Consider the following 13117-nt stretch of genomic DNA (forward strand, 5'->3'; position numbering starts at 1 on the left):
AGGCGTTCGGACATTTGTCGGGTGACTTCCTCTACATACTTATTAATATATGAATAAGATCCAAGCACATTGAAAGCCACGCGCAACACATACTCCTGATTGCGTCGTGGTATCACGTTCTTTGCCTCACGCCGCTGTATGTCCATTACTTCGCTGAGCAAAATGTCGCTGTCGCCTACCTTGACATGCGAGTTCAACAGTTGCCACAGGTCATGAGTGTCGCGACGTGACGACACCAGAGTCACATCGGTACGTGTCTTGTCCCACCAGCCCAGGTCGCGTGTCTGCAATATATCGCCAACGGCCCGATATATCATTTCCGGATTGATACCGAGCATATGCATACGTTCCCAGTTATAGCGCACATAGTATTCATCCTCTTGGTTTTCGTATCCGGGAGTTTCGATGGTTATGTCTACAGCACGGGGATTTTGGGATAACAGGTCACACAAATCCTGTGCATAGCGGTAGAGACGGTCATAGTTGTAACCCGCCATCTCAATGCGGTTGCTGCGATATTGCAGGTTCAGCGAGTTGCTGAAACCGCGCTGGCTCACGCCATATGTACTCCAGTCGGCACCGCCAATACCAATCACACGCCCTATCACACGATTCTCTACCTGATAAGGAGCCGCCGTGCCAAGTGCTTCGGGCGTAAAACGAACCGTAATGATGGCTCCACCACCGTTTACCGAGGTTTCAAAGCGAAGGATGGCCGGCTCTGCCGCAAGCATTTCTTCCAACAGCCGTACCTTTTCGTTCAGTTGTGTTGCCGTACCACCCAGCGGCATCTGTGCACGTATATACAGCTTCATTTCTTCTTCCTCGCGTGGCCACGATACCCCGCCCATGGACTTGGAGAAGACATACGCAGAATAGCCGAAGCCACCAAAATACAACAGTATAAACATACTGTAAAGAACTACACGCCAGCGTGGCCGCAACTGAGAAGGAAAAGAGATATAACGGGCATACATACGGTTCCAACGTATGATGTACCGCCTTCTGCGTGTGCTTTTAGGTGTACAGCCGGCTGTTCTGAAATGCACGGCATCCACCAGTGCCGGCACAAAGGCAATGGCTACAAGCAGTGCCACTGTCAGGTTTATAATCACCACCCATGCGAAATCATACAGATCGTGCCTGAGATTATCTGGAGCGAAGAGAATCACCACCAAAGTTCCTATGGTCGTGAGCAACGCCGCCAATATGGCAAAGAAAGCTTTGCGGTCGCGATAGTAGGCATAATGGTCTATCATGACAATGGATGAGTCGATGACCAGTCCCAACGACACGGTGATACCGGCGATGGAGAATACGTGCAGCCGGAGATTGAATGCGTAATAGCAGACGGCTGCCATGGCCAGACACAGCACCAACGTTGCAGCCACTATGCTGACATAGCGCCATCCCGGGCGCACAAGGAACACGAACAGCAACAGTATGACCAGTGACATAAAGCTGCGCGTAATGAGACGATCCATCTCACCCTGCAGTTCCTCGGACGAATCGTGCTGAAGTTCCAGCTTCACACCTTCCTGCATGTGCGGTTGCATCTCATCGATTTGACTGCGCAATTCACGCGCCAACTTCGTAAGGTTGGCTTGTGCGTTGACGTATATATTCAGACTGACGGTTTCATGCCCATTTATACGGTAGTACGATGAAGGCTCATAATTTTTGTATTCATACCGGGCCAGGTCACCCATGTACACCACCTGCCCTCCGGTGCTCTTTATCGGCATCTGCTCCAACGGACGACGGAATTCGGCTGTGGCCAGGCGCAAGGTGACACGTGCACTGTCGCGCAAAACATCTCCCACAATCTCATTCCGACCGAAGAATGCTTTCAGCCCGTTTTCCATATCATCAGCCGAGAGGCCGCAGGCCTGCAGTAGAAGCGGGTCGTAGGTAATCTCCAGATACTGTCCCGTACCGCCCGAAATGTTCACCCCTCGCACGTCTTCGTTCCGCTGTAAGGCCGGAGCCACATGTTGGCGCACGTAATCCTGCAACTGCATGGCCGTAAGCGGACTGTTGACCGTATAGGACAACAGGTGTACCGTCTCCTCGCGCTGCCGCGAATAGTTCACGATATCTCCTCCCGACAGAGTAGGAGTGCTTACCCCCTCAGGCAAACGTCCACGTATCTGACGTAACAAAGAAGCTATCTCGAAACGTACGGCCGATACGTTAATATCAGGTTTCAAGGTCACCTTGACCCATCCGCTGCCATAACGGGACTCAGATTCTACATTCTCCACACCCCGAACGGCCACCATCAGCCCCTCAATAGGGGCTGTCACTCCCTGTTCCACCACCTTGGCAGATTTGCCCTGCCAGCTATAATTAATCCAAAGGTCGCGCCCTTGACGGGGACGCGGCTTTGACCCCACATCTATCAGCGGAGCGAGAGCGACACCTATGACCAGCAGAATACAGGCCGTAAGAAGTATGGAAAAGTTGCTTGACTTCACTTGATTACATATTTTATTATAACAGATCCTATATCTTGATACTTGTTTACCTCCACCATCTTATGGATATACGACGAATCACACAACACCGAACTGCAATTGAATAACTAATAAATTTGACAAAACTCTCATTTTTCTTTTATTCCTAATCGGTTAATATTGTATGTTACAACATATCATTTTGCTCTTTCTATTTATATATTATTTTGTAAACCAGTGGCACAAAGAACAGGCTGACGAGTGTACCTACCGTCATACCCACGATGAGAGTGAGCGATAAAGGATATTGCAATGCGCTACCCATATCAGCACGCGACAGCAAGGGCAGAATGGCCAGAATGGTGGTGAGCGATGTCATGATGATGGGGCGCAGACGGCGGTGACCAGCACGGACTATCGCGGCAAGCGTAGGTGTGCCGCTTCGGCGCAGACGGTTGATGGTATCTACTTTGAGAATGGAGTCGTTGATGATAATACCCGACATCACCACAAGGCCTATCATAGACATAATGTTAAGCGACTCACCTGCCAGCCACAGCACCAGAAGTACTACGGCCACGTCCACCACCATCTCCGACAGGATGATGAGCGGCTGAACAAGACTCTCAAACTGGGCAGCTAAAATAAAGTATAACAAAGCCAAAGCTACGGTAAGGACAATAAACAATTCCTGCACTAATTTACGGCTGCTGAAATAGTCACCAAAGAAAGTTACCGATACCCCGTCCGTCCCGTTTTTACCATCCACGCTATGCTCTGCAAAGCTTTTTGCCCAAGTCATGATATGGCGTACGGTTGCGTCGTCACAGTCCACATCCACCGGATAATAGTCGCCGTCCGATGCAGCGTACAAGCGTTTGAAATCCTCACCTTCCGCCGTCGCAACCAACAGATGTAACGGTATGCGTACCCCATCCGGTGAAGTCAGCGACGATGCCATCACCTGGTCCCTATCCTTTGCACGGTCCCCAATTATCACTGGCACAATCTCGGCGCCATCGTTGATACTAAAGACCTGTCGGCGTCCCGTCTGTTCGCGCAAGGCAGACAACAGGTTGTCGTATGTCACACCATGAACAGCCATACGCTCCATCAGGGCACGATACTCTATCGTCAGATCCGAAGCAACAGGTTGTATGGTCACATCGGGAAAGGCTGCCCGTAACGAGTCGGTGAAAGCACGTGCCTGTGCCACTGTTGGCCGGCCGCCATTGGCATTCTGCAGATGTATACTCAAACGGCTGTTTTCGTCACCGAACACCATGTCCAGCAAACTACCCACAGGAGTAAAAGTTACTGTTGCACGCGGATAATGTTGTTGCAGATAATTCTCTATGGAACGTTGGGCCTGCAGCCTCCCTTCCTCCGTGTCGTAACGCAAGTAAGCCATAGCTTCCGAAGCCGTTATCTCGGGCGTATGTGCCAGCAGGAATGTCTGTGCCCCCACCATGGTGGTACTGGTGCGAAGTGTCGAATCGGCATGGATCAGCAAGTCTGCCAGACGACGGTCGTTTTCCTGCTCGGAAATACCGAGATTCCAATCAATGGACATCATAGTATCCTCGTGTGGCACATCGGGAAGCCGCTCCTTGCTCAAAGATTCAAACAGAAATACGGCACAGACCAAACACAACGCGAAGCCACCAAGCACCCAACGCGAGTGGCGCAGCGTGAAACCAAGCACAGACGAATAAGACGACATGAATAATTCCGGTTCTTTCGAAGCGTCAGTCATCAGCCGTTTGTAGAACAGGCGGAAGTAAACGGGGATTACCGTTACTGCAACCAGCAGAGAAGCAAACAAAGCTATGCTGACTGCCATGGCCTGGTCGTAAAACAACTCACCTGCCGTACCGCTTAAGAACACAAGCGGAACAAACACCGAGCATGTAGTCAGTACGGACGACAACATAGGCTGAAACACTTCCCTGGCACCCATTACCACAGCCTTGTCCAGCGGCTCGTAACACATACGCTGGCGTATATTGTCTATTACGATGATAGAATTATCCACAATCATGCCCACTCCGAGAATGAGTCCCGACAGACTGATGACATTGAGCGAGATGCCAAGAATATAAAACGAAAGAATCGTAAGGATGAGCGACAGGGGGATGGTAATGATGACAAGCAACGGCAAACGCACACTACGCATGAATACAAACAACACGATGCACGCCAACGCAGCGCCAAGCAAAAGATTTGTCTGCAGGTTGTCCATCGAATATGTGAGCAGGCGTGTCTGGTCGCGTGTCAGATCGAATGAGAGATCGGGATGTCCGGCCCGTAGTTCTGCCAGCAATGCATCCATGCTGGCCTGCAAATCTTCCATCCGCGCCTCCGACTGCTTCACTACAGCCATGGTCACAGCACGCCGTCCGTCGTGCCGCACGATACCGCCTCCGGTAAGCATGCGCTGTTCCACATCGCACAATTCGCCAAGGTGCAACAGGCGGCCTTCGTGCGGCAGAATGATGTCCTTGATGTCATCCACAGTAAGCAGGGCTGCGTCGAAGTGTATGTTGTACCGGTATATACCGTCCACAATGCTGAGCGAAGACAAAGTTATGTTCCTCGCCTTTATGGCCTGCTCGATGTCGGCAGGTTGCAGTCCAAGCGCCTCCATGCGATCAGGGCGCGGCACAAGCACAATCTCCATGCCTGCCATTCCGCTTATATCCACCATGGCCGTCTGCGGCAGTTGCTCTATGCGCTTACGCAACACACTCCGGACAAACGACGAAAGCTGCATGAAACGCATGTCCGTGGCAGTGCTGTCTTTTAAGGACACGTCAAGATAAAAGGCAGGTATGTCCATGGCACTGGCCTTCACCACCTTGGGGCGTTCCATGTCTTTGGGCAGCCACGTCATCGCACGGTCTATCTTCTCGCCCACCTCAATAAACAGAAGGTCCATATCCGCTCCCGGCTCGAAAGTAAGCGTCACCGTGGCTGCATCCATGCGGCTTTCGCTACCGATGTCTTTCAGACCCGACACCTGTGACAATTGTCCGCGCAATATACTTGTGACATTGTTCTCTACCTGGCGCACAGAAGCACCCGGATAGGAAGCATGCACCGTGATCTGTGGTATATCGATGTCGGGCATGAGCGACACAGGAATATAACGTATAGAAAGGATGCCAAGCACAGCCAACGCGAGGACGCACATACTCACGGCTATGGGACGATGTATGAGGTGGGTCAACATAAACGCTTATTCTCTAATGTGCATTTTAAACAATAAAGGTAGTCCATTCTCAATGTCTTCTGTAGTCACGGTCCGTATTGAATGTTCCGCTATATAGTTCAGCCATTTGTTTTTGCTGTCTTCATCCATAAAGGAGAATGCTGCTGCTTCCACATATGCATACAGCCAATTATCACATAAGGATACGACAATAAACGGATAATACAATTCCCGCTGATCCTTATTGACGCGGATATAGTCCCTTCTTCCTTTGTTGTCTATGAACGAAAAATAAAATCCTTTGGAATCCTGATAATATACAAACCAGCCATTATTCTTGCATGGATACACTTTTACATGGTTTACTATATTGTCCGTGGAAAGCAGAGCTTTGATAAATTTGTCTTGAGACAAAGACGATGTAGCAGAAATAAAGTCGGTTACAGCCTTCTCGTTCTGTATATTCATGCGTATGGCTGGAGTGATTCTGTTTTCCGACACTTTGTATATGATATCGCATAATGGATAAGTAAACATAGCTTCCGTCTGTGATACGTTCACAAAATTTCCTGCCACATATTCATGCGGTTCGGTATACGGGAAAGCGGTACCCGCAACAGCATTCCCTGCACTGTATATGACCAAACGATACACGGCATTAGGTCTGTAACCGGAAAAACCGCCTAACACGACTCCATTACCCAACACACAAAAACTTTGCGGGGCACCGTCAGGGAAACTTCTTTTATAAGTAAGCCTGCCTTTAAAGTCATAAGTCAAGATACATCCGGCTCCTTTGTCTTTAATGTATATGCTGTCTTCCGACATGTACATGCCACCAAAATCAATGTACTCATTAGGACCATGCCCCATTGCGCCTATTGTAGCAAGATAACACCCCTGCTCATCGAACAGACAGACTTGACGACCATCGGCTATCACTAACGTATCATTGTGAGAGGCTACTTGCGCGATTTGCCCAAGCATGTGACTCTCGCTTTCACGCAAAGGCAAAATCACTACCGAATCCGTTTCTGTAGAAATGAAACATTCATTTGACATCGTGTGTTCTTTAGGCCACTCGGTTATGGAATCCACGGTCTCTGCCACAATAGAAGCCTCAGCCGGCATTATCGTTGCATTCCGCTTATTTTGAGAACAACTCATAACGCAAGTAGCCAGAAGTAAGCAATAAACAAATTTTATATTCATATGATTAAAAAAGAAATTCTAACATGTTCAAAACTATTCCCTGATTCTCACAGGAGTATTGTCGGCAAGGTTCAGGTTACCGCTGGTGATTACAACGTCGCCCTCGTGCAGGGTCGTTTCCTTGCGGGCACAGCCTGTAATGGCATGACCGGTGATATTGGATGCCACTATGTCAACATAGGTCCATCGGGCGTGCCCGTTGTCGTACAGAAAAATGACGTTGTAACCGTCGCGTTCCACTACGGCATCCTTAGGCACAACAAACATGCGTGGAACCTTACGCTCCACCACTACGCGTACATTCATGCCATCCACAAAACCATTGTGTCCGGGAATCTGGGCCGTAACCTTGACAAGGCCTTTTTCGCTCACCGTGGGATTAACGCTGACGATATTACCTGCGACCATAAGGCTGTCATCCGTAAAAGGCGTTACCCGCACACGATGCCCCGTGGACACGATGGGCAGTTCAGCCTCCAGCACATTGAATTCCACGCCAAACGATCTATCGTCAATAATGTTGCAGAACTTCTCGGCACGCTGGTGCAGGTGTGCCTCCAGATCGGCTATGCGTCCGCTGACAGGTGCCGTCAGACGACAGTCGTTAAGGTTGCGGCGTGCCGTCTGCAACTGGTATTGGGCAGCATAATGTCCTGACGTAACCTCGGCACGGCGCAGAATGTCAGTCGGAACATCACTCCGTGGATTAAGATCGCTGTCCACGTCATACCCCAATTGCAGAAGTTTATCAGCCAGGTCAACACGTGTTTTCTCCAAATCGCGTTCGGCACGTTCCACTTCGCGCAAATAATCGGTCTCGTCCGTCACGGCAAGCAGCGTACCTTGTTCCACCCACTGCCCCTCACGCACAAGGATGGAGGTAACCAGATCGCTGTGACGCGGCACAAGCATGGATTTTACGGCAGCACGCAGACGTCCGTTGCACACCAGCTCACGGTTGAAGTCGGTAAGGCGAAGTGTCATGGTATCCACATAATTTTCGGTTTGCTCTGCCTGCATGCGCATGGCAGCATTTTCTTTGCTCTCCTTCCCCCCATTACACGACGCCAGAAGAAGTAGCGACAATATTGGAATCAGGTTTCTGTTCATCTTACAAGTTGTTCAAAGTCGGTCGTTATTTCAATGTTGTTGATATAGTTCCACAGTGTACAGCGCTGTATATTATAATAGTTGTTCCAGTAGGTCTGTAACTGACTGATATATTGAGCACGCGCTGCCTCCTTTTCCTGAAGGGCAGTATTCAGTTCAGTCACACTGATACTGCCAGTCTCAAAGCGCTGTAGGCTGAGCGTATAACGTTCATCGGCAATCTCCTCGGCACGGGCAGCTTCGCGACACTGCTCGCTCTGCAGATTAAATTGCATCACCAAGCGTTTCAGTTCCTGCCGATAATTCAGGTCATCCTGCTCTATCTGAGTTTTCACCAAGTCGAGGTTTGCCTGAGCGATGCGAATACGTCCCTTGCTCATACCCCAGTCAAAGATCGGTAAAGAGAGCGATAGCCCCACTATTTCATTGTCCTGCAAGCGATTGTATGCCGCGCCAATGCGGTCGGCCGTATTGCGCAACCCCAGTTCGCTATGTAGCGAAACCTGTATGCCGCGCTGCGACTTGGCTTGTGCCAGGTTGCGTTGCGATTCTATAAGACTGAGTTTCTGCGTCATGGGGTGGGTAGAGGATAGCATGGCCCGCTGCATCACTTCGTTCTCGTCAAGCATAATATCCGGCACATTGTCGGGCACCAACAATTCCACCTCATCCCAACGCATAGCCTGCAGATAGGTGAACAGTTGGAAACGTGCATCGTCAAGCGTTAACTGATTACGTTTAAGGGCCACACGGGCATTGACAGCCGAGAGCTCTAATTGCAACAGCTCGTTTTTGGTCACTGTGCCAAGGGCAGAACGTCGTTGCAGCTGCTCGTACAGACGCCCCCGTTCCTCCGCCGTAGCAACAGCCTGCTTATAGTCCGACTGGGCAGTCAGCACCGAGAAGTAAAGGTTTGTAACCATAACAGCTATCCCCTGCAAAGCCTCCAGATACTGCCGTTTGGCACGTTCGTAAGCCACCGGTTCCGATTTACGGCGCCATTTTAGTGAGTTGTATGTGCGTAGCGGCTGGTCGTAGGTAAGGCGAAGCGGCTGAGTATTGTATGTACGTTGGTCGTAAGTGAACTGGTCCAACCGGTAGAGATACGACTGTAACGATACGGTACCACCCGTAGCCGCAATGTTCTGACTGACAGACAGCGTGAGCGAGTTAGTGAGCGAATTGTTCTCTACGTAATTGATACGTCCGTCCTCATAGTTGCGCACGCTGGTGATGGAGCGGTCATAGTTGAACAGCAAACCGCTCAGTGATGCCGACGGCAATAGCTCGGCACGATACGAACGATAGGTCCAATAACTGCCCAGAAAGGTGAAACGTGCCATCTGCGCATCAAGCGAGTGCTGCTGTGCCAAGTATATGGCATCGGACAAAGAAAGCAATCTGGAAGCACTTGCCGCACTGTGCAACCCAACCGCCAACAATATTAACAATAGCGTTTTCATGGTTAAACTCAATATCAAAGAGTGAACAACGTATATCACTTCGCATGATACATCACGATTGCATAGTCATAATCCTCTTCGGAAGGAACGCTGATATATTCTTGAATTTTGTTCTTCAACTTGCCATCATAACGCTCCATTTCAATCACTCCGATTAAAGCATCTCCTGTCGAAGACAAGATGTTTACTAACGGAAAAGCCTCTGCATCCTCGTTATACCGATACATACGCCTGAAGCATTCGTTACTATTTTTATCTACTACGACATACTCTAAATTAGAAAATGTCAGAAGCAGATAATTTTTGGTTTCAAATATATTGTTAAAGCCTACAAAATCGTCCATATGATCGGCATAAGTCATAATGCTGAAGTTGGTCATACCCTGCAAATCAGAATCAGTCAAGACATTCTTTGCGGTCTGGAATCTGAGAGCATGCTCCTTTGTACTCTTGATTACATCCGAAAATGGGAGAATGTAACGGATGTTACCAGCATAATCACTAAATGAATGCATGCCAACAGCCTCTTTTGTTCCATCCGTTTGGAGCGGTGTTTTTTCTACAACATCAACTTGATTGGTTGAAGTATTCCAACGTGTATAAACTGCATTCTGATCATTAAAAATATAATTTGCCATAAAAAGAAGCCCCTTCTCCTCAAATACCGCATCCTCCACATTCGCGAGCGTTCCTTGAGGCGCTTCTTGCTCGGAAACAAAAGTACCATCCAAAGTATAGGTCATCATTGTATTTTTAAACGAATCCAACAGCCAAACAGTGTCATTGAAAACGGCAAAAGTCGCTATGTTGATGTATTCGCCATGACCATGTCCCCGTTCTCCAATGAAACAGATGAAATCGCCGGATGCCCCATAACAGAACAACCTGTTATTATCCAGCATATAGAATTTGTCCTTATAACAAACAATCTTTCGGGGACCTGTCAATATCGCTTCAGGATTGCGTTTCAATGGTATTACTTCAATTTTATCCACAAACGATGACAGCGGTGCATTTTCTTCACTATAATTGTCATCAAACCCATTTATCACCACTTCATTACATGCCCGTTCCTTGGCACAAGAGGTGATTAGAAAGAAGAGAGCTAAAGCAAGTATTTTTCTCATAATCAAAAATGTTTTTATAATAGTTTTATCTGCCGTGACGAAAGGTCAAAGAATAATCGTCAACATCATTTCAAAAAGTGTATGACTAATGTTTGGGCACTATTTCGTAAACGATGATATAGGGATTAGGGTTGTTGTAATCCACTTGCCCGACGTTCTGTCGAAACCTTTTCAGTTCTTCCGGATACTTCTTGTCAAAGTCGTTATTTTCATTCTTGCCACGAAACAAGTCGTGTATTTCCTTAGCCTCAGTGGCACAGATAATCAAGTCTTTAGTAGTGCCGATCACATTACCAAAAGCTGCTGGAAACAAATCCTTTACTCCATCACGCAAAGATATGCACAATGTCTTTTGAGCATTTTTGTCATACACCAAAGCATACTCCTGACCTTGCAACATAAAATAGACGAATAGATAACGTGCAGTCTCTTGCACACGCTGAAATCGTTTTACGTATTTTGCATCCAACTGCATTTGTTTTATGGGATCATTAACAGCAAACTTTTCTGATTCCGGATACGAAAGATCCCCTAAATCAATGTCGTAAGCTACGGAGAACTTTCCTTTAGTGCAACGATATATCCTGTAATCAGATTCGGCTATCATACTTACTTCATCGTTATTGTTTGAAAAGACAGCGACATCCTTGTTGTAACGGCTTTCCGCTTCAGGATTTATTTCTACATCTTCACCTACTATTTCCATCTGTTCATTCAACATGAAGAAATTGTACGAATGAGCAGGGTCTTCCGTATAATTACCCATGTATCCGATGTATCCCTGCGCTGTCTTTTCCATAGAACAGAATCTTTTAGGAACAGAAAGGGTTCTTAGAAGATTCTTTCCTTCCAGATCAAAAACCAGCAACTTTTGCCCTTCACGACTTAAAAGATACAGTTCCTGCTTCGCTTGGTCTATAAAGATGTCACTCAAATCGATATACTCATTGTATGCATGCCCTTTACGGTCTATTTCTGAAACGAGTTTTCCTTTGTCGTCCAAAATAAGGACCTTCATTTGAGTTTCATCCATGATGTAGTATAAAGACTTAAATACCAATACTTTCCTTATATTCCCAACCATTATATCGGACTCTGGCTGAAAAATGGAATAAAGCTCAAGAAAATCTATTTGAGTTGGTGACACAGCATCATTTATATCTTTCAGTAAAATCTTACTCTGATTAGAGGGGGAAGTACAGGATGTCAGCGCAAGCACTATAAATATCAATAAATATATTGATCTATTCATATTCAGATAACCTGCTTTGGGATTCATAAATTGATTGTTTCTAATTAACTCAAATGACATAAAATGGATAGCAGTAAAAAGGCTTTTTACTAAATTAGTCGTGTTAATGATCTTCATATGTCTTAATTTTAGGTTTAATAGTTTCAAAGTTCTGAAAAGGCCTCCAAACAGCCAAGAAAATGAGCGTGCAAAAACGTGCATTTTGCTTCGCTGTGTGCAAAAAGTGTGCAAACAGCCGTCAAACAGCCTACAGCGACCTCACAAACTCGTCCCACGCCTGCGGAGAAGACTCGGGCAACGAGAACTTCACACTGAGGCGACGGCGGATACTGGTCACGGCCGTAGGAGTCAGATGGAGGAAAGCGGCTATCGACTTGATGGAGAAGTCGGCACGTATCAGCAGGCTGACGCGGAGCTCCTGGCGGCTGACACGAACAGGGCCTGTCGTCAGCTTGCGCAGGAAGCCGTCGAGCAACTGGTCGGCCTCGGTCTCCAACTGTTGCCAGTCGTCTTCGGTGACGGGCGCGGCTGTCGTTTCCTTTTTGCGGAAAAGCAGGCAGGCATCCGAAACGGAAAAGCGTTGTTTCATCAGACGGCGGCGCTGTTCTTCCTCTTCCAGACAGCGCAAGGTGTGTGCCAACAGCTGTTTTTCGTCAGTCAGTTGCCGGCAACGGCTTTCGCTGTCGGTCAGCTGATGGGAAGCCGACTGAAGCTGTTCTTCCAGCAGACTGATACGTCGGCGCGTATCTTCCTGGTACTGAATGCTGTTGCGATAGGCCTCGGCCTGCAACTGCTCAGCCACCTGCAGACGCAGACGCATGACCTTGCGCCGATGCAGATAATAGAGCGTACCGCCACACGCAAACAGGACAAACACCACCAAGGCAACTGCTCGGCCACCTGCAGACGCAGACGCATAACTTTGCGCCGATGCAAATAATAGAGTGTACCACCACACGCAAACAGGACAAACACCACCAAGATGGCGACATTCGTTTGACGCTGACGCAGGTTCTGAAGCTTCAAACGCTGATTCTCCTGTTCACGGAGCTGGTAATTGTAATGCGAATGAGCGCTTCGGACTTCATCCGTTTTAGTCAACTTACGGATGGAATCACCCAGCAATAATGCCTGATAAAGATATTGGGCAGCAGGAACCGTTTTTCCCTGCGATAAAGCGATGGAAGCTAAACCCCTGTTAGCCATTTCCTTGACATCCAATGAGCCATACAATAATAATTTATTATAGTAACATTCTGCAGAATCTTTTTCATTAATAAAATGAT

At 47.9% G+C, this 13117-nt stretch carries 8 protein-coding genes; all 8 read right to left on the reverse strand.

Annotated features, from left to right (window positions below):
- Positions 1–2477: efflux RND transporter permease subunit (locus QVP67_RS02110; RefSeq protein WP_288179810.1), on the reverse strand; the 2477-nt coding region annotated here is incomplete at its 3' end.
- A 190-nt stretch (positions 2478–2667) separates the two neighbouring features.
- Positions 2668–5688: an efflux RND transporter permease subunit gene (locus QVP67_RS02115; protein ID WP_022161905.1), complete on the reverse strand. Its 3021-nt coding sequence runs from the start codon at positions 5686–5688 to the stop codon at positions 2668–2670.
- Positions 5689–5694: 6 nt separating this feature from the next.
- Entirely contained in the window at positions 5695–6879 is a 1185-nt protein-coding gene (locus QVP67_RS02120; protein WP_022161906.1) for a 6-bladed beta-propeller, read from the reverse strand.
- A 33-nt stretch (positions 6880–6912) separates the two neighbouring features.
- Positions 6913–7989, reverse strand: a complete 1077-nt coding sequence (locus QVP67_RS02125) for an efflux RND transporter periplasmic adaptor subunit (protein WP_022161907.1) — start codon at positions 7987–7989, stop codon at positions 6913–6915.
- Complete coding sequence (locus QVP67_RS02130) at positions 7986–9452, reverse strand: TolC family protein (protein WP_022161908.1); 1467 nt, start codon at positions 9450–9452, stop codon at positions 7986–7988. Before QVP67_RS02130 ends, QVP67_RS02125 begins: the two co-directional genes overlap by 4 nt.
- A gap of 35 nt (positions 9453–9487) precedes the next feature.
- Positions 9488–10579, reverse strand: a complete 1092-nt coding sequence (locus QVP67_RS02135; protein ID WP_022161909.1) for a 6-bladed beta-propeller — start codon at positions 10577–10579, stop codon at positions 9488–9490.
- A gap of 85 nt (positions 10580–10664) precedes the next feature.
- Positions 10665–11948 carry a 6-bladed beta-propeller gene (locus tag QVP67_RS02140; RefSeq protein WP_022161910.1) on the reverse strand — a complete coding sequence of 428 codons (1284 nt, stop codon included), beginning with the start codon at positions 11946–11948 and terminating at the stop codon, positions 10665–10667.
- Positions 11949–12078: 130 nt separating this feature from the next.
- Positions 12079–12714: a hypothetical protein gene (locus QVP67_RS02145; protein ID WP_288179811.1), complete on the reverse strand. Its 636-nt coding sequence runs from the start codon at positions 12712–12714 to the stop codon at positions 12079–12081.
- Positions 12715–13117 lie beyond the last annotated feature (403 nt).

The sequence above is a fragment of the Bacteroides sp. CAG:633 genome (assembly GCF_000435115.1).
Lineage (GTDB): Bacteria > Bacteroidota > Bacteroidia > Bacteroidales > Bacteroidaceae > Bacteroides > Bacteroides ndongoniae.

What these genes read in the sequence shown, in the direction of transcription:
- QVP67_RS02130 (WP_022161908.1), bottom strand. Translation starts at nt 9,452, where the DNA reads ATGAAAACGCTATTGTTAATATTGTTGGCGGTTGGGTTGCACAGTGCG.
- QVP67_RS02120 (WP_022161906.1), bottom strand. Translation starts at nt 6,879, where the DNA reads ATGAATATAAAATTTGTTTATTGCTTACTTCTGGCTACTTGCGTTATG.
- QVP67_RS02125 (WP_022161907.1), bottom strand. Translation starts at nt 7,989, where the DNA reads ATGAACAGAAACCTGATTCCAATATTGTCGCTACTTCTTCTGGCGTCG.
- QVP67_RS02135 (WP_022161909.1), bottom strand. Translation starts at nt 10,579, where the DNA reads ATGAGAAAAATACTTGCTTTAGCTCTCTTCTTTCTAATCACCTCTTGT.
- QVP67_RS02115 (WP_022161905.1), bottom strand. Translation starts at nt 5,688, where the DNA reads ATGTTGACCCACCTCATACATCGTCCCATAGCCGTGAGTATGTGCGTC.
- QVP67_RS02140 (WP_022161910.1), bottom strand. Translation starts at nt 11,948, where the DNA reads ATGAAGATCATTAACACGACTAATTTAGTAAAAAGCCTTTTTACTGCT.